The organism is Paenibacillus sp. FSL H8-0332 (assembly GCF_037963835.1).
Lineage (GTDB): Bacteria > Bacillota > Bacilli > Paenibacillales > Paenibacillaceae > Paenibacillus_AQ > Paenibacillus_AQ rhizoplanae.
The window spans coordinates 3,145,056-3,170,514 of sequence record NZ_CP150145.1 but is presented as its reverse complement, the minus strand read 5'-3'; the positions used below and the strand labels follow the sequence as shown (position 1 = coordinate 3,170,514).

General features: G+C 50.5%; 22 protein-coding genes and 1 pseudogene. 6 read left to right on the top strand and 17 right to left on the bottom strand.

All coding sequences use genetic code 11. The features are described from left to right. Positions 1–82: 82 nt before the first annotated feature. The 9 genes and pseudogenes from NST43_RS13760 to NST43_RS13720 all read right to left on the bottom strand — a co-directional run bounded on the left by NST43_RS13760 (position 83) and on the right by NST43_RS13720 (position 10,722). The gene (locus NST43_RS13760) at positions 83–3,991 is read right to left on the bottom strand and encodes a CARDB domain-containing protein (RefSeq protein ID WP_339224917.1); all 3,909 of its coding nucleotides are present in this window, start codon (positions 3,989–3,991) and stop codon (positions 83–85) included. Positions 3,992–4,444: 453 nt separating this feature from the next. Continuing rightward, the gene (locus NST43_RS13755; RefSeq protein ID WP_209990356.1) at positions 4,445–5,140 is read right to left on the bottom strand and encodes an Imm3 family immunity protein; all 696 of its coding nucleotides are present in this window, start codon (positions 5,138–5,140) and stop codon (positions 4,445–4,447) included. Positions 5,141–5,172: 32 nt separating this feature from the next. After that, entirely contained in the window at positions 5,173–6,162 is a 990-nt protein-coding gene (locus NST43_RS13750; RefSeq protein WP_339224916.1) for a deaminase domain-containing protein, read from the bottom strand. Positions 6,163–6,197: 35 nt separating this feature from the next. Further along, a complete protein-coding gene (locus NST43_RS13745; RefSeq protein WP_339224915.1) occupies positions 6,198–6,548 on the bottom strand; it encodes a hypothetical protein in 351 nt (116 codons plus the stop codon). A 122-nt stretch (positions 6,549–6,670) separates the two neighbouring features. Then, positions 6,671–6,952 (bottom strand): hypothetical protein, encoded by a 282-nt coding sequence (locus tag NST43_RS13740; RefSeq protein ID WP_339224913.1) that lies wholly within the window; start codon positions 6,950–6,952, stop codon positions 6,671–6,673. A gap of 51 nt (positions 6,953–7,003) precedes the next feature. Next, positions 7,004–7,111: pseudogene (locus tag NST43_RS13735) on the bottom strand (DUF2004 domain-containing protein); the annotation flags it as partial. Positions 7,112–7,531: 420 nt separating this feature from the next. After that, a complete protein-coding gene (locus tag NST43_RS13730) occupies positions 7,532–7,939 on the bottom strand; it encodes a hypothetical protein (protein WP_339224912.1) in 408 nt (135 codons plus the stop codon). Between the two features lie 11 nt (positions 7,940–7,950). Next, positions 7,951–10,083, bottom strand: a complete 2,133-nt coding sequence (locus NST43_RS13725; protein ID WP_339224911.1) for a deaminase domain-containing protein — start codon at positions 10,081–10,083, stop codon at positions 7,951–7,953. Between the two features lie 156 nt (positions 10,084–10,239). Continuing rightward, positions 10,240–10,722 (bottom strand): GNAT family N-acetyltransferase, encoded by a 483-nt coding sequence (locus tag NST43_RS13720; protein WP_339224910.1) that lies wholly within the window; start codon positions 10,720–10,722, stop codon positions 10,240–10,242. 205 nt (positions 10,723–10,927) lie between these two features. Between NST43_RS13720 and NST43_RS13715 the strand changes: the two genes are divergently transcribed. Together NST43_RS13715 and NST43_RS13710 are read left to right on the top strand one after the other, a co-directional pair. Continuing rightward, complete coding sequence (locus NST43_RS13715) at positions 10,928–11,401, top strand: hypothetical protein (protein ID WP_339224909.1); 474 nt, start codon at positions 10,928–10,930, stop codon at positions 11,399–11,401. A 226-nt stretch (positions 11,402–11,627) separates the two neighbouring features. Continuing rightward, positions 11,628–12,212, top strand: a complete 585-nt coding sequence (locus NST43_RS13710; RefSeq protein WP_339224908.1) for a hypothetical protein — start codon at positions 11,628–11,630, stop codon at positions 12,210–12,212. A 4-nt stretch (positions 12,213–12,216) separates the two neighbouring features. Here the strand turns inward: NST43_RS13710 and NST43_RS13705 are convergent, their stop codons facing one another. The 3 genes from NST43_RS13705 to NST43_RS13695 form a co-directional block, all read right to left on the bottom strand. Continuing rightward, positions 12,217–13,134 carry a class I SAM-dependent methyltransferase gene (locus tag NST43_RS13705; RefSeq protein ID WP_339224906.1) on the bottom strand — a complete coding sequence of 306 codons (918 nt, stop codon included), beginning with the start codon at positions 13,132–13,134 and terminating at the stop codon, positions 12,217–12,219. A 131-nt stretch (positions 13,135–13,265) separates the two neighbouring features. Continuing rightward, a complete protein-coding gene (locus NST43_RS13700) occupies positions 13,266–13,901 on the bottom strand; it encodes a type 1 glutamine amidotransferase family protein (protein WP_339224905.1) in 636 nt (211 codons plus the stop codon). Between the two features lie 345 nt (positions 13,902–14,246). Beyond that, a complete protein-coding gene (locus NST43_RS13695) occupies positions 14,247–15,632 on the bottom strand; it encodes an FGGY family carbohydrate kinase (protein WP_339224904.1) in 1,386 nt (461 codons plus the stop codon). A gap of 135 nt (positions 15,633–15,767) precedes the next feature. Between NST43_RS13695 and NST43_RS13690 the strand changes: the two genes are divergently transcribed. Then, a complete protein-coding gene (locus NST43_RS13690) occupies positions 15,768–16,526 on the top strand; it encodes an SDR family oxidoreductase (protein ID WP_339224903.1) in 759 nt (252 codons plus the stop codon). Between the two features lie 63 nt (positions 16,527–16,589). Here NST43_RS13690 and NST43_RS13685 read toward each other — a convergent pair whose 3' ends face one another. From NST43_RS13685 to nirB, 5 genes are all read right to left on the bottom strand, one after another. Next, positions 16,590–16,910, bottom strand: coding sequence for an iron-sulfur cluster biosynthesis family protein (locus NST43_RS13685; RefSeq protein WP_209990338.1), 321 nt, complete (start codon positions 16,908–16,910; stop codon positions 16,590–16,592). A gap of 235 nt (positions 16,911–17,145) precedes the next feature. Further along, positions 17,146–17,913 carry a uroporphyrinogen-III C-methyltransferase gene (cobA, locus tag NST43_RS13680; protein WP_339224902.1) on the bottom strand — a complete coding sequence of 256 codons (768 nt, stop codon included), beginning with the start codon at positions 17,911–17,913 and terminating at the stop codon, positions 17,146–17,148. Next, positions 17,910–18,779, bottom strand: coding sequence for a formate/nitrite transporter family protein (locus tag NST43_RS13675; protein ID WP_339224901.1), 870 nt, complete (start codon positions 18,777–18,779; stop codon positions 17,910–17,912). Before NST43_RS13675 ends, cobA begins: the two co-directional genes overlap by 4 nt. Before the next feature lie 38 nt (positions 18,780–18,817). Further along, entirely contained in the window at positions 18,818–19,129 is a 312-nt protein-coding gene (gene nirD / locus NST43_RS13670; protein WP_076086655.1) for a nitrite reductase small subunit NirD, read from the bottom strand. 18 nt (positions 19,130–19,147) lie between these two features. Continuing rightward, on the bottom strand, positions 19,148–21,577 hold the full coding sequence (nirB, locus tag NST43_RS13665; protein WP_339224899.1) for a nitrite reductase large subunit NirB: 2,430 nt from the start codon (positions 21,575–21,577) through the stop codon (positions 19,148–19,150). 339 nt (positions 21,578–21,916) lie between these two features. On the opposite strand from nirB, the gene NST43_RS13660 reads away from it, so the two are divergent. From NST43_RS13660 to NST43_RS13650, 3 genes are all read left to right on the top strand, one after another. Further along, entirely contained in the window at positions 21,917–22,513 is a 597-nt protein-coding gene (locus NST43_RS13660; RefSeq protein ID WP_209990328.1) for an ANTAR domain-containing protein, read from the top strand. Positions 22,514–22,525: 12 nt separating this feature from the next. Continuing rightward, positions 22,526–23,581, top strand: a complete 1,056-nt coding sequence (locus tag NST43_RS13655; RefSeq protein WP_339224898.1) for an anthranilate phosphoribosyltransferase — start codon at positions 22,526–22,528, stop codon at positions 23,579–23,581. A gap of 246 nt (positions 23,582–23,827) precedes the next feature. Further along, complete coding sequence (locus NST43_RS13650) at positions 23,828–25,357, top strand: collagen-like triple helix repeat-containing protein (RefSeq protein WP_339224897.1); 1,530 nt, start codon at positions 23,828–23,830, stop codon at positions 25,355–25,357. Positions 25,358–25,459: the final 102 nt, after the last annotated feature.

The window sequence follows — 25,459 nt, the reverse complement described above, 5'->3', positions numbered from 1 at the left end:
TGATTTTGCACGTTTCACGCACTCAACTGGCTAAAACCAAAAAAAGAGGAGCCGCTTAGGCCCCTCCCTGTCTATCTCTAGGCTACTGAATCAACAGCCCAAACCCGCTCTGAATATAATACAGGCTTGGATACGCAATATTGCTGGTAGTCAGATTGTTGAATGTAGCTGAACCGTTACCGGTATACGTGTAGATTGCCGCTCCCTTATGGGCGCCGGAGAACCTGGACGTTGTCACTCCATCGAGACCTGTGCCGTTGATGTTGATGTTGTTGAATACGATACCCGAGAAGCCGCCGCCGTATCCGAACTGGATCGCATCCCGCTGGGTGTTGATGATGTCGATGTTGGTGAAGGTTACATTCTTGATCGGATCACTCGAAGCTTCGAGATCAATCGCGCCGCGCTCCCCGTCATACAAGTCACGGCTGGTGCCGCTGTTAATAATCGTCGTATCCGAGAAAATCATCCCCGTGTTGTTGTTGAAATGCGCCCCCGGAAAGGTCGTATTCAGCCGGATACCGGAGCCGCCCACCGTGTCGATGATGTAGTTGTGATCCGCCTTGTGACCACTGCCACCGAAGATGCCGATAGCGCCGGCACGCCAGTTATTCTCAATCGTATTGTACGAAAAAGTGTTATTCACACCATCCGGTGCACCAAAGGTGTTGCTCGGCCACACGGCCAGACCATCGTCCCCGTTATTGCGCACATTGGTATTGCGGACGGTAGAGTTGCTGGTTCCCTGGGAGTAGTTGATGCCGTCCGCCAGATTGTTGCGGATACGGCTGTTCTCCACAAGCAGATTATTCGCAAAAATCGCCGGGGTCCGGGCATAATCACCCACCCACATTCCACATTCGAAATGCTCGATCCAGACATTATGAATGACTGAATTATTGCCGAAGTTATCCATCATGCCTTTGTAGATCGCGTTCTGGTTGTAGCGGGACCGCAGATTCGAGTTCATATAGACATTGCTGAAATCCAGCTTGCCCAGGATACGGAAGGAGATCCCTCCTCCGGCTGCATTGGGATTGGTAAATTGCAGGTTGGTATGCCAATAACCTGCACCCGTAACCGTAAAGTTGTTGATCATATTGCTGACGGAGCCAATCACCCACATACTGCTGAGATTGAAGGTTCCGGAAGGGATATAGAGCGATTTGCCGCCTGCGACTGCTGCTGTTACTGCACTGTTGAAAGCTGCAAGATCATCCTGGCCGTCACCTGCCACTGCACCGTAATCAGTAACCGATACGGAGTTAGCCGGGCGGGCAATTGCTGCCGGTACTGGCTCAATTTCCAGGAAGTCTACACCATACTCGAGGCTGTCCCCGTTACTCTTCTGAATACGGATCGTGTCCCCAGGCTGAAGTGGTGTATCCATCTTCCAGTGTACTTCATCGAAGCGGAACAATGGGCGTCCGGCACTCGGTGCATCACCAGGCTGGTCGCCGGAGAAGTACTGCCAGGAGTAATAGGAGGTTAACGGGATGGTTTTGGCTTTGGCGCCATTCACGTACACATCCAGCGCTCCGGTAAGGCCCATGCCGTCTGCCGAATCCGGCATCGTGAATCTCATGGTGACCCCGGCGCCGCCTTGACCCGCTCTCACTGTCCATTGTGCATAAGAGCCGTTGGACGGCAAAGCAATATAGCTCTGGCCCGAAGCCTCCGAAGCAGTTAGCATTTGATCGAAATTCGGTGCCGATTTCAGCGCCGCTGAACCGCCGCGGGTCGCATCCTGCGTGTCATACCGGCTGTAGGGTACGCTTGCTCCGCGCAGAGCGTATACGACGAGATTAACGGTTTTTACATTGTTGGCCTGCTTGGCTATAACTTCATTGGCATCTGCGGCAATCGTCGTAGTGACGGTGTAACTTCCGTTCACTGCACTCCATGTGCCCGGAACAGAGACATTCACCGAAGCCCCGGCAGCAATTGCACCGCTGTATGACCCTGTGAAGGTCTGCACTGTGGCGCCTGCCTGGTTTTTCAGTGCAACAGTGATTCCGTGTGCACCCCCGGAGGAAGCAAGATTGCCCTGATTCTTAAGATTGACAGAGAAGGTCACGCTGCTGCCTGCTGCCGGTGTATCCGGTGACCATGAGGTGGTCCCGATAAGGTCGGAGCTCGATACAGGAGCCACAACAAGCGGCGTTGAATTAGTGTAGCTGTTGTTGTTGTCATTCTGCTCAATGATCTGGTTAGCCTCATCCACCTTGGCACTCAGCGGATAGGTTCCGGCAGTTAGCATACCGGCATTCAAGGATACAGTAGCTGAAGCTCCTGCTGCCAATGCCGCTACTGGTGCAGAACCGGCCAACTCATTGTTCAGATAGAAATTGACCGTTGTAGCCGCCGCTGCGGCATTGCCAATGTTCTTCACCACTGCATTCAGGGTGACCGTGCTGCTCTCCACCGGAGAAGCAGGCGTCCAGCTCATACCTGTGATGCTCAGATCCGGGTTCGCGGCCGGTGCACCATATACCTGGAATTCGGCAATCTGTCCGGCGGGCGCACCGGAGTTAGACGTAATGTTAAGCTGCAGCTGCTTAACCGTAGCTGTAACAGGAATCGTTACCGTATTGCCTGAAGCCGGATTGAATGTGTACGTCTGGGCGGATACCAGATTGCTGAAGGTTGTACTGCTCTGATTCTGTCCAAGCACCTGAATATTCTGGGTCCGTGTTGCCCATTCTGTCGCCGGATTCAGCTTCAGCACAAGGGAAGTAATGTTATGATTCGCTCCCAGATCAAGCGTCAGAGAACTAGGATTGCCGTTACCCTCCCAGTAAGTAGCCGTGTTGTTGTCGTTGGCATTACCGGCAATGAAATTCTGCGTGTTGGAGGATGCACTGATCGCCTTACCAATGGCGATGTTCCCTCCAGGGGGCGCCGTTGAAGTGGGCACCGGTGTTGCCGTAGCCGTTGGTGCTGGGGTTGCCGTGGCTGTTGGCGCCTGTGTAGAGGTTGGTGCCACTGTAGCTGTAGAAGCCGGGGTTGACGTTGGAGCTGCCGTAGGTGAAGGGGCTGGAGTGGCGATCACGGCTTGCGCTACCGTAATTAGATCCAGATTGACATTCCCCGTATCCCCGGCATCATATTTGTAAGCGATGGTATTGCTGCCGGAATTGAGCGGCAGGGCTTCAGCCTTCGTGCTCCAGGTATCCCAGTTCGCCAGGTTAGGCAAGGTGGTCTGGCGCTGCTTAACTCCGTTCACATAGATACTGATCGTCTTGTCGCTTCCGCTTGCATTGGCATACTTCAGCGTAACATTCCGCGTACCTGCTGCGGACACGCTCACCGTGAAGGTGGTTGCCGGTCCTTGAGTCAGATAGCCGTCAACGAATCCTGTGCTGGAGTATCCGGCATGGTCCGTGTTCACTTTTGCGCCCCCGGAGAGTGTAGCGTCTTCCGCTTCATAGGTACCGGCTGGAGCCGGGCTGGCAGTAGGCGCAGGCGTTGCGCTGCTGGCACCGTAGATTTCAAGCTCGGACAATTGGCCCGCAGGCCATGCAGTATTCGCGCTGAACAGCAGACGGACATAACGTGTATTGACAGCCGTGAGGTTAATCGTGACACTATTGCCCGCCACCGAAGGATTAAATTCGTACCCGGATGCACCAGCAACATCTGTAAAGCTAGTGCCATTCGTACTGCCCTGTACCGCCAGCGTCTGCGTCCGGGTCTCCCAGCTTGCCGGAAGCTTTAATACAAGCTGGTCTATACTGGTGAGCGTACCCAGGTCCACTTGAATCCACCCAGGAAAAGCATCATTTGCGCTCTCCCAATACGTATTCTGATTACTGTCCTTAACGTTATCCGGCGTATAATTCTGGGATTGCCCGCTGGCGGTAATGATTTTGTTAAGTGCAAGATTCGGTCCGCCCGCTGCCGACGAACGGGTAAGCGGTCCAGCCGCCATGAATAGCGTTGAGATAAGCAGCGTAACTACAAGCGACCATGTAACATACTTGTTGCGCATTCTATTCCTCCTTAATCTGATGTGGAACGACACACAGTTTTATTCATAGCCTTACAATGATAGCGATTACAATTATTGAGATCCCTATCCCACCCTCCCCTCGCTGCAATACACACTCATTATAGGTTTAATGCAGAGAACACTTTAAGAGCTATTTCTACGGAAAAGATAGGTGATTCTATGAAACTGATCATTGAGATTAGACAAGCATAAAAAAAGATCAACTATGGCAGTATCTGACCATAATTGACCTGTACTATTGAACATAAGAGCGTTATTAGCGTGATTGCTTGAATGATGGATTTATTCGTCACTGGGTAGTGTCTATTTCATTTACCGCCCCATCCATATCACAGAATGAAAATAGCCACAATAAGGGCCATTAGCTCGTATTGTAATGTTGTGAATACCAAATTGAGATATTGTGCCTGATTAAAAATTCAGGCTTAAGCTTCAAGCTAAGGAATTTAAAACCACTTGTATGCGCTGTGCCAAGTTTTCTTTCTCAACATCAGATAGTTGTTCACCTTGAATACTGTTTACTGTAAAACCCTTTAAATCTTCTATAAAACTGATGCCCTTTATTTGTTGCGTTAAATCATGTCGCACTAAATTTTCAGCTAATGTTGTATACACTACAATTTTTTCACTTACTGTATTTTTGCAATCACGCTCAAAACGGTTGATCACTTTTTCAACGACCTCTTTTTCATCTCTATCCTTAAAGTTGATTTCACTAAAAAACTTATTAACTTCGTCTGTTAATTCTTCGTAGTACCAACATACTCTGGGATAAAAGTCTGATGGCATTTTTTCTAATTGTATAAGTACTTGTTTCTTACGAAAGAAGAAATCATCGTGTTGCTCCTGTGTAAGTTTATGTTCCTGTTCAATTAAATTATTATTTATATTTGATAACGTTTCTACCATATAATTCTTAAATGTATTGGACGCTTTGGAATGTGAAGCTAAAATTTCAGCAATTATTACACTTATGACCAATTTATCTGTCTCGCTTTTTTTCATTAACATATCATACTCATTAAATGTTCGTGCAATAGCCTCCTTTCTACTCACTTTTTCATCGTTTATATATTCATTATAAGTATCATTTATATATTCTGAATATTCACTACAGCTATAAATCATGTATACAACCTCCTAATTTTACTATTTGAAGTTTAAGGTGAGATGGGTGTATCGCCATTATGCAGTACTTCAACTTTAATATTGGGAAAGTCTTTTTGAAATTGCTGAATGATATTATTGCAACTACCACATGTATCCTTTTCAGTGAACAGTCTAATTGTTCCTGCTGCATCTTTATTATCGCCTAGTTTACTAGCAACATCATTTAGTATTTTATACTCTGTATCTCCATCCCTCAGATAAATGTTCCCTGCATTATCAGGCGCTTCGGTCGCCTTATATATCGGATCACTGGGCTTGAATGAAAACTCCCCTGTCCCTGAAATTCCTTTTGATGCGTCATGAACACCACTATGTGCAAAGAAATCTGTTTTATTTACACCTGCAACGTTCACTTCTGCATATGCAAAATTACCACTATTTTTATATTTATTAGATAATCCGCTTCTTGCTTCAGTCACTTTATCAATTATATGTTTATCAGCTTCTGGATCAATCAATTTGGTTGGGAATGTACCTTTACCCGTCCCCTCAACCCCACCCTCCAGCCCATCCATATACCGCTGCTGCACCGGCGTCTTCGGCAAGGCTGGAGTACCCTGGATCTCTCCTATCTTGAAAACAAAACCTTCCGCTGTCTGCACCACCGGACCCAGATTAGGGAGTTTCTGCTTGATCCCTTGCAGGGCATCCTTCGCCGCTTGGCTGACGACGTCTTCTACCTCACCCAGCGCTTTCCCTGCTTTACCTGCTTTGATGATCTGTAGTCCGGGGACAAGGATGGAGGCGACCGAACCCAGCATCGCAGCTTTCTCTTCGGGTGTGCCTTCGTCAAACTGACGATACGCCATCTTCGCCGCTTCCACTAGCACTTCTGGATGGTCAATCAGATATTTTGCCTGATTCTTCATTTCTGTGGTAGTCTTGACCGGGTCTACAACTAGCTTGAAGACAAAAGTAGCCGTATCCGCCACGCCCATGACGACTTCTTTCACCAATCCTTCGGTAAACGCCAGCACCACCGCGTCCGCCTGATGAACCCGACTCTCCCATTTCGTTAGCCGTAAGTCTCCTCCAGCCACCCCAGATAACTGGTGTACATCGGGGTAAGATATTCATTTGGCACATAGACTTTCGCCTGATAAAAGTCCCATGTTGTCTCATTTTCCTTGTTGTCTGCGGTAATTGGCGTGCCATCCGGCAGCGTAAGGGGCGGCCCGTTCAATCGCTGCTCCGCTTCGATCTGCTCTTGAACCTGCTTAAGAGCCGCTGCGACCTGAATTTCCTGCCGCTTCGCCGCAAGCTGGCCCCGCGCATACGCTCCGGCGGCGGTCTTCTCCATGGCCAGACGCAGGAGCAGTAAATATTCTTCGTTATGTAGTAACGGAACCTTGAATGGTTGGTTCATTCGGTAATGGGTAACCCCCGCCGAAAAAGAAAGCCCTAAAGTAAATGAACTTTAGGGCAAAGTACTTTAGTTATAATTATTGAGGAAACCATTCCAAATTTGTTTTGTACCACTTCAGGGCGCTACGCTTTAATTATAGATAGCGCCTCTTGTAAGGCAATTCCTTTTAACTGAGACAACATGTCATAATTTATGGTTTGTGTCGCAAGCCAAATTTGACCGATTGACTCGCCGCAACTTCCTGCAATCATTTCATCACAGTTGCTTTCGTTTGACACATTAATTAAAAACTCTACCGTCTCATCATCTTGAAAGCTTTCTCCCAACTCAATCACTGCATCATCTTTTTCCGCATCTGATGCCTTAGGGTCTACTAATATTTGAAAAAGTTTTTTCTTATTCATACTTATCACTTCCCAAATGGAATCTTGCCCATTATATCAGTGCAATAACACTTAAAGTGCTACATCTTGGTATCCTACCCTAGCCACTTCTTCATTGATCAAACGTACACCAACCCCATTTTCTTCATCCCATGTACAGTCAAAGGTTAACCATAAGTTGAATATAAAAATAATTCATAATCCATAGTCGTCTACCTTTCCAAAGCTTCTCAAATAATTATTAAATTGGGGTAAAAAGAGGAGTTTCAACTGGCCCGCCTTTTCAATATAAGAAAATATCGACATCCATGTTTAGCTTTTTGAAAGATACTTTTTCTGGTATTGATCCAAGTTTATATTTACGATTACATTATCATTCTCTTTCCTAAATAAATGATCCGTACCATTTTCCACAAACACCATATCAGGATTAAATGACATCAAAATATTTCCGAAGATTTGAAATAAAATATCCCGCGTTTATTTCCATCCTTTCAATTCTTCAAGTGAGTCCACTGTTATTGCTTGACTGAAGGTTAATTCGGCACTGGGTAGCCCCCACAAGATTATGTTCATAGTAACCACTGTACAACACTAACTTTAATCAACCTTCAAACCTAAGATGTATTCTACTCTTGACTTATTAGCAAAGCTTGTTTCCCTAATTTTATATTCATCTTTACTATAAATTAGCTTTTTACAAATTTGAATGTCCTGCAATAGCTTTTCAATGTCATTTTTATCTATGTTTTCTTCAAATTCAGCGTTTTTTAGGTAAATATCCAATTTGTTATATATAAAATCAGCAATTTCTTTATATTTCAAACTCTCAATGGCTATAGAAATAAAATATAATGTTTTAGTAAATGAACTATCGTTTACTCTTCTCCATTCTTCTTCTAAAATTTTCGCTGAAGCCTGTGCTACATTTAAACCCTCTTCATCTATATATTCCTCAAAGCCGAATACTACTGAATCTTTTATCCTTTCATAGCCCATAATGTTCATACTATCACTCCTCATCTCATACTTTTAGAATTAACATTTAACTGAATATTCGGGAACTTACGTCTAAATTCCATAATTAAGTTTGAGCAACTTTGACATGCATCTAGTTCAGTAAATAAATCTATTTGACCTTTAACATTAGGGTCTTTTATTTGAGAAGCAATATCCTCAAGAATCTTTGCCTCCGTGTCATTAATTCGTGGAAATTGATCATCGACATAGCTTTCCAATGATTTATCTACTTTGGAATAACTTAAATCTCTAACATTACTTCCCACGCCATCAGAGGAATGAATTTGACTATGTGCTTGAAACTCTTTCTTAATACCCGGAATATTTACATCTGCTACAGCGACATTTCCAAAAGTTAGATTATCTAGTTTCCTATCAAGTTTTTTTCTTTGTGTATTTGAAAGGTTCTTGTATTCGTCAGAATTTCTTATTTTTTGAATTTCTTTATTAATATCATTTCTGATATTTTGCGTTCTCTCATAAAGACTGTCAATTAATTTATTAGGTATCTTATCTTTACCCGTCCCCTCCACCCCATCCAAATACCGCTGCTGCACCGGCGTCTTCGGCAAGGCTGGAGTACCCTGAATCTCCCCTATCTTGAAAACAAACCCTTCCGGCGTCTGCACCACCGGACCCAGATTCGGGAGCTTCTGCTTGATCCCTTGCAGGGCATCCTTCGCCGCTTGGCTGACGACGTCTTCTACCTCACCCAGCACTTTCGCTGCTTTACCTGTTTTGGTGATTTGTAGTCCGGGGACGAGGATGGAGGCAACCGAACCCAGCATCGCAGCTTTCTCTTCAGGTGTGCCTTCGTCAAACTGACGATACGCCATCTTCGCCGCTTCCACTAGCACTTCTGGATGGTCAATCAGATATTTCGCCTGATTCTTCATTTCTGTGGTAGTCTTGACCGGGTCTACAACTAGCTTGAAGACAAAAGTAGCCGTATCCGCCACGCCCATGACGACTTCTTTCACCAATCCTTCGGTAAACGCCAGCACCACCGCGTCCGCCTGACGAACCCGACTCTCCCATTTCGTAAGCCCGTAAGTCTGATCCAGCCACCCCAGATAACTGGTGTACATCGGGGTAAGATATTCATTTGGCACATAGACTTTCGCCTGATAAAAGTCCAACGTGGTCTCATTTTCCTTGTTGTCTGCGGTAATTGGCGTGCCATCCGGCAGGGTGAGCGGCGGCCCGTTCAACCGCCGCTGCGCTTCAATCTGCTCTTGAACCTGCTTAAGAGCCGCTGCGATCTGAATTTCCTGCCGCTTGGCTGCAAGCTGGCCCCGCGCATACGCTCCGGCGGCGGTCTTCTCCATCGCCAGACTCAGGAGCAGTAAATATTCTTCGTTATGTAGTAACGGAACTTTGTCCCCCGTGATCGACGGATCATACTCACAGGCTGTAACCGCTGGTTGTCTGTAATGGGCGCTTAAGTCCTTGCCGGATTCATAGTAGATCTTGGCTACGCCTAGAGAAGCCAGCTTCTGCCGGGCCTCTTCCGCCTGCGCGTGGACAGCCTCCATCTGTGCCTGATTTCCAAATGCCTGATACACCTTGAAGGCCATCTGTGCCTTGGCGATCTGATTCCGCGCCGCGAAGATATCGTTCAGCTTACTTTGTGCAGCTATACTCTCTACGGTCAGCAGGCCGGAGGTCTGAATAACATTTCTGAGCTGCTTCACCACCGGGTCGCTGCTGAGCTCATCTTTTCCCGATAGAGCCGCAATAGAAGTGATGAGATTCGTCGCACTTCGCTGCACAAATTCAGGGATGGAGACCCGTCCGGCGGCTGGTTGCAGCCCCAAGCTTCCGAAAGCCGCGAGCAACAGATTAAATTGGCCTGTCAGCTTGTCCGCCTGCCGCTTATTCTCTTCCTGTAGCTCCGAGACGCCTCTCAGGGCGACCCGGATGATATCCTCTAATTTCTCCGCTTCTACGGTTAATTCATTGATCAGAACCTGGGCCCTGAAGATATGGTTACCCATGGGAATACCGCCCCAGCTACTGGACTGGCCCTTCAATTGAAGATATAACCGATTGGTGTCCTGACTCACCTGGCCAATCTTCGATTGCAGGCGCCTGACTTCATCTTCGTTAAATACAAGCTTCGTGGAAGACACTATGACCCCTGCTTCCTTCTCCAGAATGGATTCCAATGTACAAATTTAGGATTCAAAATATACCCATTAATGATATACATATCCCTTTGTTGTCGGATTTATTTTCCATTAAGTTTATAGAAGTGAATTCTCCATGTGCCCATACTTCCGCAGTAATCAGTTATGTAAGTCTCGGATATACCATGCATCGCAGGCATAATGCTCGGAACCGGCCAGCGGGCCATCCAGCGGGCTGAACCCGTGCTTGACATAGAAACGGCCAGCGGCCTGCATCGTCAGCAGCGTCTCCAGGTAACACTTAAGGTAATGCTGCTTAGCGAATGCAATCGCCGTATCCAACAGCTCTGCTGCAACGCCTTGGCCGCGGATGGCTGCGGACAGGTACATTTTCTGCAATTCACAGATCTGTCGTGCTTCGTCAAAAGCTGCAATCCCGCAGCCGCCGAGCACCTGCCCATCCACTTCTATAATCCAGTAAGCCCGGTTCGCCGCGCTATTATAATAGGTATATAAGTCATGCAGGCTGTCATCTGCCCAGGCCAAGCCTTCGCGGTTACCGCCGAATTCAATCAGGCACTCCCGGATAATCCCCTCAATGGCCGCATTATCCCTGCGCTCAATGGGACGGATGGTAATCATTATAGTTGTCCTCCTTTTACCCTCTATCTGCTTCGTTTCCTGCTTCGATGTACAGTTAACCTATCATATCATTTCCCTCTGATCGCTGTCACAATGATAAGTACTGCTCAGAGCAGTGATAGAAATCTTGTAAAATGCAACTTGTGTATCTATACTTCAAGAGTAAATACATTACATTTTATTCAATAAAATAGTTGGAGGATACATGAAATTCAAATGGAGAAACCTAATCTTTTTTTGTTTATTATTACTGTTAGTAGGATGTAAGGATAGAGAAGCTATCACCCAAAAAGAAATTGATCAATTTATTAACAGTAAGAACCTCGAACATGTGTCGATACAAAAATCAGATAACAACGAATATTATATTTTCAGCTCACCATATGTTTATATTTATCGAAGTTCCTCTGATTATGTTAAATCAACTGGATTAATTAAAGAAGGGATTGTCATCGGTGGTCTAGAGAAGGGTTCAATAGGACTGATAATAAATAATTTACAAGTCTTGAGAGATGCTAAGACCTATGTAGTACTTATAGATGGCAAAACAAGAGAGTATCAATACGGAGGAGAGAAATATCTAATCATCAAGGATAATAGAATATGGAATCCTACTGCTCAACTAAAAATCACTTTCTTAAGTATTGAAAACAATAAAATATTTGAAACTGATTATTAAAAGTTAGACATAGCTTGGTTTGTTAAATTAACGGGAAATCCTAAACCCGGCACATTCTTTTTGGTGGCTTATGGTCAAACCACACATCCGGCATATTCTTCCTAGACTTTCTCCTTAAGCCCCTTCCTGCTATACTAAAATTCGCGTGACAGCTCACATACTACCAACTATATGACCACATAGCTTCTGGGCAGCGTAACTGTAGGCAATTTAAGGAGTGAGACAGATGAACAAGCTGGTATTTTTCCTCGGCCCCGGAGGGGCGGGCAAGACCACATTAGCCAAGGCTGTTGCAGCCCGGCGTCCGGCGGCAGTGTTCGATATGGATATTCTGCTTCGTCCGGCAGCAACCGCGATCATGACTATGCATGGGCTTGACCCTGACGATAGAGATTCCGATGAGTATAAAAGATTATGCCGCGACCTCGGCTACCGCATTACTATGGATGCAGCGCTTGATAACATAGGTTTGTCCAGTGATATATACGTGGTGGGTCCCTTCACCAAAGAAGCGGCCGATCCGGAGTGGATCGGCCGCGAACTGGCGCGCATCGGGCGCACGCTGAAGGAGGTTGAGGTCAAGGTAGTCCTGGTAGGACTTGCGGATGCAGCCATGTTCCGTGAACGGCTTGAAGGCAGACATTCCGCACTCGACACCTGGAAGTTCGCCCATTGGGAGAACTTCAGCGCTTCGCTAGGCCCCCGCACCGTAGCCTGGCCGCTCCCGCCTGCACAGGTGGCGCAGATCGACAATTCCCATCCCGACCGGAATGTCGCGGTAGCGGCGGTGGAAGCTTTTATTTATGGATAGGAAGCTACCGCTTAACCGCATGAACATAATGAATCGTCTCAAAAGCGCTTAACGCATCACTCCGGCCGCTGAAAAACCTCTCGTTGATCTCTGCCGGAGACAGGTGCTCGTAGACCAGCAGCCCAGCCCCGGCCAGCAGCTCCTCCATTTCCGAATAACTGAACCAGGACTGCATGGGCTCACCGCTGGCAGCAGCCATTTGCACCATTTTGGCTACCCGGCCGGACACGCCCTGCTCTTCCATTAGATACTCATCTGCATAATCCAGAACGATAGAGCTTCCTGAGGGAACTTTTGCGAGCAGCTCCGTAATCAGGCGGGCGTTCTCCTCCTTGGTGAGGTAGTAGGATACTCCCAGCAGGCTGAATAACGTCTTCACCTCAGGATCGAACCCCTGCTTAAAAAGGCCGGAATACGAGTATTCGCCCGTGAAGTCCATGGGGACGAGATGAAGATTGCCCGGAATCTCAAGCTGTGCGTCCCTGAGCCTCTGCTGCTTGGATGCCTGGGTAGCAGGAGCATCGACTTCAAAAATCGTGAGCCGCTCCATAAGCGTAGGATAACGATAGGCAAAGCTGTCCAGCCCCGCACCAAGAATTACATACTGCTTCAGCCCGAGACTCAGCTCATGCAGCACAATAGCCTCACAGTAGGCAGCACGTGCCAGCGGTGTGGGCGATAATTGGACCTGGACAATCCATCTCAAGATGGATTCGGGATCATCCGGGTACCCCTCCGCAATCTCGGGATTGAAGAATGCAATCCCCTGCACCATATTCCTGCGGATATCTGCGAACTCCTGCGGAGATATCAGCTTGTGCGCCACATCATCATTGAAGATCTTGGGACTGTCATATTGACTGTGATAAGCACGGCCAAAAGCGGCCACTAAGGCAGTCATGCTGGACTTGTTCTGCTTCATTGGTGGTTCCTCCATACAAAAATAAGATTCCCCTGGCCAGGAGAACCTTATTATATACACAAACTAATAATATGTAAATTATAGCATATATAATATTATTTGTCAATGACAGATGTTACAATATTCCCTGTTCATTCCTGATCTAACGAGCCCATTAGCTGGAAAAAGAATTCGGTCTCCTGTGTCTTATTAAGACTGTACCATGCATCCAAGGTAGCTGGAGCAAATACCTCTAAGACCCTCAGCACTTCCCTCGCGAACTCCAGAGGAGCGATACCCGATGCCGTGACCAGCTTCCCGCTGACAGCTACAGGCCCATCCTCATGATAAGCTTCCCCTTTATAACCGGGGCTGACCATTTTCAGGTAATCCAGGTTGTTGCTTGTATGCGGGACAGAATCCAGATAACCTTTATCCGCCAGCGCCATGGTCACGCCACAGATAGCAGCAACGGCAACACCGAGCTTGAGCGCTTCGTGAGCCCTATCCAAAACCGGCTGATTCTCCGCCTCTCCCCACGTATTCCCTCCAGGCAAAATCAAAAGATCGCCGCTGGCCAATCTGCACTCCTCCAAGGTGAGATCCGGCTGTACAGTCAGTCCGCCCATAGTTGTAACCTTTTCTTTGGTGGCGGATACTGTGATGACTCTTAATGATGCTGCCCCCTTTTTGAAGTATCTTCCTGTGTTCAGTTCAGCGGCCAAATACCCGTATTCCCAGTCTGACATCGTATTGAATACATATAGATAAGCTTGTCTGTTGTGCATAATTCAACTCTCCCATCACTATTTGATATAGCTTATTATAGTAAAACTTCCCTGACAGACGGTGTCAGGGAAGTTAGGGAGAATGGGAAGAATCTACGTTAGCACTTGGGTGGACGCTCCGCAAACAGAACGTTGTTCCCATCGCTGTTGTGTCCAGATTTTTTTTCATCCCCCTTAGCGGTGAAAATCCGGACACAAAGGCGAACGCTTCGCTTGTACACAATCGTTCTGCCCGCTCTGCTGTTTAAGCGCGAACTGAAGAACAACCGGGGCTTCGGGAGATTTCTGCAAAGGGCTATCGCCGCCATAGAAAATCACTTTTGAGACAGCCCCCTTCCCGTTAACTCAGTTAGGCTCTGCTCTAAGATAAGCCCCTGCTTCTCTGAAGCTTGCGATCTCCCTGCCGCCGACAGCGGCACAAAGTGCCGCCCCTACCGCCGCTTCTTCAGCATGCTCACCGAGCTCAAGAGGCCGTCCGAAGGCTGCTTCGAACTTTACGCACAGCACCGGATTACTCCGCAGCGCATTGCCTGAGCCTATAAGGCGGCTGAATGTGCCCGCGCCCTGCTGTTCAAGCTCTGCCAGGGAGCTGTGCAATTCATCTACCATCCCTTGCAGAAAAGCATGGGCCAGCCCGCCGGGAGTAAAATTCTCCAGCGTGATTCCCTCCACACTGCCGCGCTTCTCCGGGTCTGTCCTCGTCCCCAGAAACTGTGTGTTCACTGTAAGTCCAGTGCTGCCGCTTCCAAGCACCTCTTCACTGAGCAGCCTGGACATCAGGGAATAGACATCTGTCGGCGCTTCTCCGGTGTATGCGGTAATCAGCTGCCGGAAGAATCCCTCCAGCAGGGCATAAGACTTGCCGCCACTCAGGGCGGCTCCCACCATCAGCACCCCGCCGCCTGGGAACGGGCGTACCTCCATAGTGGAAGGAGCGTTGGCGCAGTCAGGCACCCAGGCCGAGAGCTGGCTCCCTGTGCCGATGTTCAGCAGCAGGGATTCCCCGGGCTGTGGCACACTGCCCAGGAAGCTGGCCTGATTATCTCCGAGCGAAGTGTATACGGGAATGCCTTGTGCCGTGCTACCGATTGCCGTCCCGGAGGGTACGACCTTCGGCAATAACGAACAATCGATGCCGGCCATACTAATCGCGGTTCTATCGAAATCCCCTGTCCCCAGACTGAAGCCCCCGATCCCCGCTGCCTGCGTTGCATCGATCAGGGGAATATCACCGTTCACCAGCCTCATCGCAATATAGTCCGCAATCGTGCAGAAGCCGACTGCGTGCTCAGGGACAAGCTGCCCGGACACATTATAGTAATGGGTGGCGAGTCCATAGCCGGGAGCTACAGTGTAACCGGTAAGGTCACTGAACTGCTGCGCATAGGTAGGACTATCCATCCCTCCGGTGAGCTGTCCCGCCCGTCCATCCTGCCAGGTATGCAGCGGACCTATAGCTCTCCCGCTTGTATCCAAATAGACAATGCCATGCATCTGCCCGGTTAAACCAATTCCCGTTACTTCCGGCTGGTGCGCCAGCAGACGTTCAAGTATATGTTCCACCTGCTTCACCATCAATTCCGGGTCCTGCAGCCGCTCCCATTCCTGATTCAGGCTGAAAGGCAGGCTCGCTTGTGCTTCTGTAATACTACACAGAATCGTACGTTTCTCCAGATCGTAGAGCAGCCCGGAGATGGATGTGGTTCCGATATCTAGTCCGGCCGTAATCATAGGTTCCATCCTCTTCCCTGTTGTATAGCCCATATGTTAAGCCTTGGCGAAGGATAGCGTCAACCAGGCGCATAAAACACTAGGAAGCAAAAGATACTAGACCAGAGAAAAATAACTATACACGGAGGTACATATATGAGACTTCACAACAAAGTAGCAGTAGTGACCGGAGCGGCATCCGGGATGGGGAAGGCGATTGCCGTCCTGTATGCGAAGGAAGGGGCCAAGGTCGTAGTGGCGGATATTCATCTGGAGGCTGCGGAGACGGTGGCCGGTGACATTAAAGCTGGCGGCGGGGAAGCCCTAGCGGTACAAGCGAATGTTGCAGATGAGTCTGATATCCAGAATCTGATCGACAGTACAGTCAACACTTACGGCACAGTAGATATTCTGGTGAATAATGCGGGGATCATGGATAATTTTGAACCGGCGGGTGATGTTGAGGATGAGAGCTGGGAGCGGGTTCTCGCTGTCAATACAACTTCGGTGATGCGTGCTACGCGCAAGGTACTGCCTATTTTCCTGGAAAAACAACAGGGTGTTATCATTAACGTTGCCTCGGTAGGCGGTCTGTTCGGTGCCCGTGCCGGTGCGGCTTATACAGCCTCGAAGCATGCGGTTATCGGCTTTACGAAGAACACCGGATTCATGTATGCTGCCAAGGGAATCCGCTGCAATGCGATTGCGCCGGGCGGCGTGGAGACCAATATTGGTACAACCATGACCCATATCAATCCATTTGGCATGGAACGTACACAGCCGGGTATGGCGCTTAATCCACGGATGGGCCAGCCCGCTGAAATCGCACAGCTCGCCTTGTTCCTGGCTTCAGAGGAAGCAGGCTTTGTGAATGGGGCTGTCATTACCGCAGACGGCGGATGGACTGCTTATTAGCAAAGGCCATCCCCCGCATGCTGCGGGAAGATGGCCTCCTTGCTTATACTGCCTTCATCTGTTTCAGTTCCGTGCATCCTGCACCCTGATATTGCTCCCGAACAAGGTGGAATCACTCGTCAGCTTGTAGGCCGGATATCCAGCCTCTGCTTCGAGGCGCATAACGTCATCGAACAGCAATTCCTGCTGGCGGTCACAGAGGAAGGTAAACGGCTCGGTCTGAAACACAATATCGGTCGGCGAAGGCTCGCTGACTACCCGGATGACCAGTATGCCGTTACAGCCGCAGTCCTCCGTATCGTAGAACATTTTGAATTGACCGGGCTTCCCGGCCAGACTCTGCTCCAGCCGTTCGCGGGTGGTTGCATTAAGTTCAATCTGCATCTGTAATTTCTCCTTTCAGGGCAATCTGCCCGGCATGCTGTAACTGTAGGCGACAAGTATAGTCCCTAATCTGCGCAGCCCCGTGTGACAGCAGTCACTGTGAATGTGAAAATATGACTTTCAGCGCAGCATGCCAAATAATCGATAAAATCTCCTTCCTGAATATAACACAGAAACAGGCGCTGCCATAACCCGGCCCACCGCCTGGGGATATCAACGCCTTCTCTATTCTGCTTCACCCGATCTGCGAACGTACGGCTTCCTGTAGACTGAGCAGCTCCGCTCTGACCTGGACGACTTCACCGATAATAATGATGGCCGGATTGCTGATCTTCATCGCTGCGGCGACCTTGTCGATATTGCCAAGCGTGCCGGTCACGATCCGTTCGCGCACCGTTGTTCCGTTCTCAATTAAGGCAACCGGGGTCTGCGGATCTTTGCCGTGTATCAGCAGTTCCTTGCAGATCTCCCCCAGCTTGCTTACGCCCATATAAATCACAAGCGTATCCACACCGTGTGCCAGCGCATCCCAGCGCAGCGGCGAATCTTGGGTCTGGCAGCGGCTGCCGGTCACGATAGCGAAGGAGGCCGCCACACCGCGATGGGTCAGCGGAATGCCCGCAGAAGCGGCTGCGCCGACCGCCGAGGTGATTCCGGGAATCACCTCATAGGGAATACCGGCTGCGGCTGCGGACAACGCTTCTTCCCCGCCCCTGCCGAACACGAACGGGTCGCCGCCCTTCAACCGGACCACGTGGCTTCCGGCTGCGGCATGGCGGATCATCAGCCGCTCCGTGGTCTCCTGCGGCATCGAATGCAGTCCCGGCGCTTTACCGCAGTAGATGCGCACCGCATCGCCTGGGGCATAGTCCAGCAGCTCCTCATTCACCAGCCGGTCGTACAGAATCACATCGGCATGTTGAATGCGCCGCAGCGCCTTCAATGTTATCAGCTCGGGATCACCCGGACCTGCGCCTACAATGGATATGCTGCCCTGCTTCATACGCTTTTCTCCAGGGCAGGTGTGCCCGCGAGCCCCGCTTCTCCGCGTCCTGGAAGCTCTGCTGCTGCAGTAGCTCCGGGTCTGCTGCCTTTTTGCGATAAGTAGAATAGCAGGCCCGTGAACAGCAGACCGCCCGCGAAGTTGCCCAGCAGCACCGGAACGCCGTTCCAGATCCACCAGTCCGCCATAGTCACATTCGCTCCAAGCATCATCCCCGCCGGAATGACGAAGAAGTTGACGACCGTGTGCTCGAAGCCCTGTCCGAAGAAGGTCAGGATGGGGAGCCACATGGCGAGGATTTTGCCGGAGGTGGATTTCGAGGTCATCGCCATTACCGCACCTAGCGTAACCATCCAGTTGCAGAGCATCGCCTTGATGAAGGCCAGCGCCAGCCCCTCTGCCCCCAGGCTCTGATAAGCCGTCGTCTTCCCTTCACTTGCCGTAATCAGCGTCTGCACCATCGGGTTCGACAGATCAGTGCCCATCTTCGTAATCGTCAACCCGTATAATGCGGCATAGACGGCACACCCGATCAAATGCCCGAGAATGACCCAGAAATAATTCCCCAGCATGCGCCCGATGGTGGTCTGCTTCTCCAGCACGGCCAGCGGAATCAAGGCAAAGCTGCCGGTAACCAGCTCCAGTCCGAGGAGAATAATCATCACGAAGCCTACCGGAAAAAGAATCGCGCCCGCCATAGGGATCTTGGTCTGTGCCGCTGCGGTGAAGGCCAGTGTCGTGGCGCATGCCAGAATAGCACCGCCGAGACTGCCGCGGACAATGAGCTGCATGATGCCCAGTTCTGCTTTGGTTTTTCCCGCTTCAATCATGGAGCCCAGCACTTCGCCTGGTTTGACATAGTCCATTATGAATCCCCCTTTATACGTGTCCATGTATGAATGAATCAGATCGTTAAGTACAAGCTGCCTGTAGCGTGATCGACTTCCACCTCATAGGTGGTCACATGTCCCGTATCGGGAGCCTGCACCTCGCCTGTATGCAGCTCGATCCGCCAGTCATGGAGCGGGCAGTGCACCTTGGAGCCACAGACCATGCCCTCGGAGAGCAGGCCGCCCTTGTGCGGACAACGGTTCTCCACCGCCAGCACCTCTCCGCTGCTTAGCCGGAACAAGGCAATCTCGGTATCGCCTACCCGTAATTTTCGTGATCCTTTGATATCCACCTCATTCAGGTTGCCGATTAGCAGTTTGGTCATTGTCATTTCGGTTCCTCCTTAGACCGTCTCGGGTAACGAGATCGCCTCAAAATTCTTGCGCAGCTCCGGCGTATTCACAATCTGCTTCCATGGATCGGTGGTCAGACTGAGCGTCTTCTGAATTCGTTCCACCAGCGCCGCCCTTTCCTCCGGGGATTCCAGCGCCTGCTTGATGCTGTCCAGGCCCACGCGCTCGATCCACTGTGCGGTCCGTTCATTCCATCCGGCTTGCTCGCGGTAATATTGCAGGAACGCGCTTGCCCATTCCAGCACCTCATCATCGGTCTTCACTACACAGAGCAGATCGGTCGCACGGACATGAACACCGCCGTTGCCGCCGACATGCAGCTCCCAGCCGCCGTCAATCGCCACCACCCCGAAGTCCTTGATTGTCGCTTCCGCACAGTTGCGCGGACACCCGGATACAGCAAGCTTCACCTTCCCCGGAGCATTCAGCCGTTCAAAAGCCTTCTCCAGCCGAATTCCCATCCCCAGCGCATCCTGGGTCCCAAACCGGCAGAAGGTGGAGCCTACGCAGGTCTTTACGGTGCGCAGCGTCTTGCCGTAGGCATGGCCGGACGGCATATCCAGCTCCTCCCACATCTTCGGCAGATCCTCCTTCTTCACGCCCAGCAGATCCAGGCGCTGCCCGCCGGTGAATTTGACCAGCGGCACATCGTATTTCACCGCGACCTCCGCTATCTTGATCAGCTCCGCAGGAGAAGTGACCCCGCCGTAGATTCTCGGCACCACAGAATAAGTTCCGTCCTTCTGGATATTGGCATGGTAGCGCTCATTCGTATATCTGGATTCATTCTCATCCACGTATTCCTCGGGCCAGAGCATGCCCAGGTAATAGTTCAGTGAAGGGCGGCATTTCGGGCAGCCTTCCTCGTTGCTCCAGGACAAGACATGCATGACTTCCTTCACCGTGGTCAGCTTCATCCGCTTGATCTCGGCGACAATCTCATCCCGGCCCAGCGTCGTGCAGCCGCAGATGCCCTCTTTGACCGTAACAGCCGCCTCTCCGGCATAGAGCTGGAGCAGTCCCTCTACCAATGGCTTGCAGCCGCCGCAGGAAGCGGAGGCTTTGGTGCAGGCTTTGATCTGGCCCACACTGGTGCAGCCGCCGGCGGTAATCACTTCGGCAATGGTTCCCTTCGTTACTCCGTTGCAGCCGCAGATGATCTCGTCATCCGGCATCCCCTCCAGCCGGTTGCCCTTGGGCGAAGCCAGCGCATCGGCCGGAATGCCGAGCAGCAGCTCTTTCTCGCGCCCCTTGATATTCTCGCCCTTCTTGATCATCGAGAAGAGCTGCGCGCCATCATTCGTATCGCCGAACAGGACAGCGCCGATCAGCTTATCCTCCTGGATCACCAGCTTCTTATAGATTCCCTCCGTCTCATCCTGGAAACGGAGCGCCTTCGTTCCGGGCTGCTCGATATACTGTCCTGCCGAGAAAACATCGACGCCGGACACCTTCAGCTTCGTAGAAGTCACCGAACCGGCGTAGCCCTCTGTGGGAGCGCCTGCCAGTCTTTTGGCCAGCACAGCGCCTTGCTCATACAGCGGGGCTACCAGACCGTAGGCAATGCCGCGATGCTCTGCACATTCCCCGACGGCGTAAATACCGGACAGGCTGGTCTCCATATAATCGTTCACCACGATGCCCCGGTTCACCTCAATCCCGCTGCTGCGGGCAAGCATAACATTCGGCTTGATCCCGACCGCCATCACGATCAGATCGGCCTCCGCCATCTCGCCGTCTGCGAACAGCAGGCCTTTGACTCTCTTTTTGCCGAGAATGGCTTCCGACTGCTTCTTCAGCAGGAACTTCATGCCCTGAGCCTCCAGCTCTCCCCGCAGCATCCGGGATGCCGCCTCGTCCAGCTGACGCTCCATAATATACTCGTGAATGTGAACCACCGAGACATCCATCCCCAGATGCAGCAGCCCTCTGGCCGCCTCCAGTCCGAGCAGACCGCCGCCGATGACGAGCGCTTTGCTGTATTTTTGCGAGACGTCCTGCATGATTTGCGTATCCTTGATGTCACGGAAGGCAATGACGCCCTCCTTCTCCGTTCCGGGAATCGGCAGCATGAAGGGATTGGAGCCGGTCGCCAGAATCAGCTCGTCATACGCGGCGGTAACTCCTTTATCCGTATAAACTGTACGTGCAGCAGTATCAATAGAAGTTACTGTGTGTCCCGTATATAAGGTAATATTGAAGCTGCTGTACCATTCGAGATCATTAATTATGATTTCATCCAGGCTTGCCCCGCCTGCCAGCACGGAAGACAGCATGATGCGGTTATAGTTGGGATAAGGCTCTGTGCCAACAATCGTAATCTCGTACGCCTCCGGCGCCAATTTGAGCAGATGCTCAATGGCTCTGACCCCCGCCATCCCATTGCCGATTAATATCAGTTTTTTACGCTTCACTGTCATCTGTATCTCTCTCCTCTCCAGGTAAACAACAGAAATAGCCCGCTTCACTCCGCCCGGAAAAGATACATTTCCCGTAAGCGATATAAGTGAGAGCAGGCGCCATTGCCGCTTCAGCCGAATACATCGTTGTATTCGTGAATTGTTGAATTTGTTAAAACGACTATACTACAGCCGTCTACGATACGTCAATAATTATGACATATAAAATTTAATTAATTTATTTTATCGACAAGAATACTGAATTCGTGTTATATAATATAACATATTCTATCCTCTAATTGGATTGTCAGCAATCATTCAAGATGTCTCTATTCTTAGGTAAAAGGAGCGTCGTCCCCCATGCATTCCCTGTTGGTTATAGAACCTGCCGGAACAGAGAATCCCGCAGAAGCGCGCTCCTCTGGAGGCCCTGACCACATCTTAAGCTCTTGCGGCTATGTAGTAGGAACCGCAGCATCACCGGAGCAGGCCGCTCCGTTCATCGGCGACGCCGACGCCTTCATCCTCAATCTTCCGGTGACGGATATCAGCCACTGGAGATCCCTGCTGGTGCGGCAAAGGATCGCGCCGGTAATCTGGTGGTGTACCCCGCATACCGCTAACCTCTCCGTCTCTGCCTGCGGCGACGATATTATGGTGGACGGCATTCTGTCCCCTGCCATGAAGCCGCCGGAGATTCACTGGACGCTTCATTTCAGTGCCAGGCAATGCTTCGAGCGTAAGCAATGGCTGAAGGAACGGGAGCAGCTGCTCTCCCGGATCGAGGAACGCAAATGGATTGATATGGCCAAGGGCATTCTGTCCAAGGCCAAGAATATCAGCGAATCGGAAGCCTACGACCTGCTGCGCAAGCAGGCGATGAATGAACGCAAACGGATCGTCGATGTAGCTACCTCCATCGTCAAGGTCTACCAGATGCTGCAGGATCAAACTTAAGGAGAACGCCATATGATTAATATTCTCAAGGAAGTTGCCCGCGGCAAACGCGGTGCGAAGGATTTAAGCTACGGGGAAGCCGAATATGCGGCGGAAGCCATACTCTGTCAGACCGCTTCGCCGGTGCAGATCGGCGCGTTCCTGATTGCAGAGCGCATGAAGCTGGAGAGCCTGGAGGAGCTGGAGGCTTTTGTAGCAGTCTGCCGTAAATACGCCTTCCGTGAGCCTGTTCACCAGGGAATCGACTGTGCCGGTCCGTATGACGGGAGAGTGCATTCATTCATCGCAACCTTCCCCACGGCCTTTCTGCTGTCAGCCGCAGGTCTGTCGGTTACCCTGCATGGTTCAGCGGGTTTGCCGCCCAAATGGGGCATTACGCTACAGGATATTATCCAGGCCGGCGGAGTGGATATAGCCGGACTGAGCCGCAGCAACGCGGTTCATGCCGCTGAAGCCAGCGGGGTTCTGTTCGTGAAGTCGGAGCAGTGGTGCCCGCCGCTGGGGGAGCTTCGCGGACTCCGTGAGGACATTGGCATGCGGACGATTTTTAATACGGCTGAGAAGCTGATTGACTATTCCTGCTCACCGTTTATTGTATTCGGGATATTCCATAATACGGTATTCGACCGGATCTCCCGGCTCATTGTGAAGCTCGGCTATCAGCAGGGGCTGGTGGTGCAGGGTGTGGAAGGCTCGGAGGATCTGTACATTGACCGGCCGAACCGCGTATACCGGATTCAGGATGGAGCAGCGGAGCTGGATATCATTGACCCCGAGGCGCTTGGCCTGGAGGTGACACTCCCTGAGGAGCAGGAGTGGACGGCTCTGCGGCAGCTCCGTATAGCAGAGGAGGTCCTGCAAGGCGGCGGGCACATGGCCTACTACAACCAGACGCTGCTGAACGCCGCTGCGAGACTGCATGCCACCGGGCGTGTGAATTCTATTGAGGAAGGCGTCTATACCTGTAAGCCTCTGCTGGATAACGGGCGGGCATGGACCGCGTATTCAAAATGGAAAAGTGCAATACTCTGCAGCACAGCGGCTTCTCTTGGGCAAGCCCAGGCTTGACGGACACTAGCTCTAGCAATGAAAGCAGACTGATCATCAGTCTGCTTTTTCAGTGCGTCATTCAGCTACTATTGAAAATAGATCGAATATTAGCACTCCTGTATCAAACAAAGGCTTCGAATCTCCTAATCTCAACTATTTTGTCTATTTTATTACATCTATGAACCTTTCACCTTTCCTTGAATATATTAAACAACCGGGATTCGAGTGCTTTACACAATTATCAGATTATTAGGAGGAATGACAATGGCTGTTCTATCCACTGGTCCCATTGAAAACAATCCAGTAAATGGGACAAGACCTACCCAATCATTAACCGTTAAGCTCGAAAATAGCGACCCTTCCAATTTCGCCTCAGTAACGATTCAAGGATATATGCTGAATGGAAGCCGAACATTGTATGTCAGTCAATCTATTTCGCTTGCTCCAAATGGAGTAGCCACCAATAATTATTATGCGAATTTCAGCTTTGACTTTGTGATCACCTTCACAGGTGTGAGTTCCGCGAACTTCGCAGCTTCATCATGGGGCAAAAGCAGTACCGGGGCGCTTGTTACAGCTCATCGTTTAGTAGCTTCAGAAATGATAGGAAGTGGAACAGGCATATCTGGAGCGACTGGAGCCACGGGGGTGACAGGTGCTACTGGATTGACCGGGGCTACAGGAGGGACTGGGGCTACGGGGGCTACAGGAGTTACCGGGTTGACTGGGGCTACAGGTGCTACGGGAGCTACAGGGGTTACCGGGTTGACTGGGGCTACAGGAGTTACCGGAATGACTGGAGCTACAGGGGTTACGGGAGTGACAGGAGTGACAGGGTTGACTGGGGCTACAGGAGAAACTGGTCCCTCTGGCAGTGCGACTGGAGCGACGGGTGCCACTGGACCGACTGGAGCGACTGGAGCTACGGGGACTGGAGTTACAGGGGCTACGGGTGTTACTGGGGCTACGGGTGCTACTGGGGCTACGGGTGCTACTGGTGTTACGGGGGCTACGGGGGCTACGGGGGCTACTGGGGCTACGGGGGCTACAGGAGTTACTGGAACCACAGGGGCTACGGGAACAGTACTGCCAGATCCTTTTCAGGTATACGTCCAGGCAGGAGCTGTTGGGGGAAACGGGACACAAGCCAGCCCTTTTGGTACCATTCAACAGGGTGTGACAGCCGTATCACCCAATGGTACAGTTTATATTATGGGCGGGACGTATCCAATAACGGCTAATATCGGAATTAGTAAAGCAGGTGTAACCATAAAAGGATTTCCAAATAGCCTGATTATTCTTCAGGCAGCGGTCATCGTCTTTACTGTTACCGGCAGCGGAGTGACGATCGATGGCCTGACCATAACGAGTGATAACCCATATGCTGTTGAGTTCATTCAAGTGGCGGGAACCAATCATACCATCATCAATAATGTGATCTATGGTCCGCCGCAGGCCGGACCTTCCTCCGGCTGGGTGGTAAACCGGGGGTTAGTGTCAGCTGCCAACAACATGACCAATTTGATCATGCGGAACAATGTTTTTTATTCATTGCGCCAGCCAGCCTATTTTAATCAGAACGCAACGGGTGAGGTCATTAATAACATTGTTTACAATACACGCGGCTTCGTAAATGACCGGGCCGTTATGGTGTATTCAGGCAACGCCTGGGGGAGTCCGGTGAATGCTGTGGATATCGCACTGCTCGTTGGAACGATTACAGGTCCTCCGTTTGATCCGTTGACAGCTCTTAGCGCTAATAACAGCACTGCTACGATACAGGACTCCCGTTAATCTAAGCTGCCATTATCTGCAGACAATAGAAGCGCATGCCCGTGTTATTCACGAACATGCGCTTCTTGTTTGTTTCTGGAATCATTCATTATTGATCTCCAG

Excerpts from the sequence above, each read along its gene's own strand:
- nirD (WP_076086655.1), bottom strand. The coding sequence starts at position 19,129 with ATGACCAAACTGCTAATCGGCAACCTGAATGAGGTGGATATCAAAGGA.
- NST43_RS13695 (WP_339224904.1), bottom strand. The coding sequence starts at position 15,632 with ATGATTACGGCCGGACTAGATATCGGAACCACATCCATCTCCGGGCTG.
- nirB (WP_339224899.1), bottom strand. The coding sequence starts at position 21,577 with ATGACAGTGAAGCGTAAAAAACTGATATTAATCGGCAATGGGATGGCG.
- NST43_RS13690 (WP_339224903.1), top strand. The coding sequence starts at position 15,768 with ATGAGACTTCACAACAAAGTAGCAGTAGTGACCGGAGCGGCATCCGGG.
- NST43_RS13755 (WP_209990356.1), bottom strand. The coding sequence starts at position 5,140 with ATGATTTATAGCTGTAGTGAATATTCAGAATATATAAATGATACTTAT.
- NST43_RS13655 (WP_339224898.1), top strand. The coding sequence starts at position 22,526 with ATGATTAATATTCTCAAGGAAGTTGCCCGCGGCAAACGCGGTGCGAAG.
- NST43_RS13760 (WP_339224917.1), bottom strand. The coding sequence starts at position 3,991 with ATGCGCAACAAGTATGTTACATGGTCGCTTGTAGTTACGCTGCTTATC.
- NST43_RS13720 (WP_339224910.1), bottom strand. The coding sequence starts at position 10,722 with ATGATTACCATCCGTCCCATTGAGCGCAGGGATAATGCGGCCATTGAG.
- NST43_RS13740 (WP_339224913.1), bottom strand. The coding sequence starts at position 6,952 with ATGAATAAGAAAAAACTTTTTCAAATATTAGTAGACCCTAAGGCATCA.
- NST43_RS13700 (WP_339224905.1), bottom strand. The coding sequence starts at position 13,901 with ATGCACAACAGACAAGCTTATCTATATGTATTCAATACGATGTCAGAC.
- NST43_RS13685 (WP_209990338.1), bottom strand. The coding sequence starts at position 16,910 with ATGCAGATTGAACTTAATGCAACCACCCGCGAACGGCTGGAGCAGAGT.
- NST43_RS13710 (WP_339224908.1), top strand. The coding sequence starts at position 11,628 with ATGAACAAGCTGGTATTTTTCCTCGGCCCCGGAGGGGCGGGCAAGACC.
- NST43_RS13705 (WP_339224906.1), bottom strand. The coding sequence starts at position 13,134 with ATGAAGCAGAACAAGTCCAGCATGACTGCCTTAGTGGCCGCTTTTGGC.
- cobA (WP_339224902.1), bottom strand. The coding sequence starts at position 17,913 with ATGAAGCAGGGCAGCATATCCATTGTAGGCGCAGGTCCGGGTGATCCC.
- NST43_RS13715 (WP_339224909.1), top strand. The coding sequence starts at position 10,928 with ATGAAATTCAAATGGAGAAACCTAATCTTTTTTTGTTTATTATTACTG.
- NST43_RS13745 (WP_339224915.1), bottom strand. The coding sequence starts at position 6,548 with ATGAACCAACCATTCAAGGTTCCGTTACTACATAACGAAGAATATTTA.
- NST43_RS13660 (WP_209990328.1), top strand. The coding sequence starts at position 21,917 with ATGCATTCCCTGTTGGTTATAGAACCTGCCGGAACAGAGAATCCCGCA.
- NST43_RS13675 (WP_339224901.1), bottom strand. The coding sequence starts at position 18,779 with ATGGACTATGTCAAACCAGGCGAAGTGCTGGGCTCCATGATTGAAGCG.
- NST43_RS13730 (WP_339224912.1), bottom strand. The coding sequence starts at position 7,939 with ATGAACATTATGGGCTATGAAAGGATAAAAGATTCAGTAGTATTCGGC.
- NST43_RS13650 (WP_339224897.1), top strand. The coding sequence starts at position 23,828 with ATGGCTGTTCTATCCACTGGTCCCATTGAAAACAATCCAGTAAATGGG.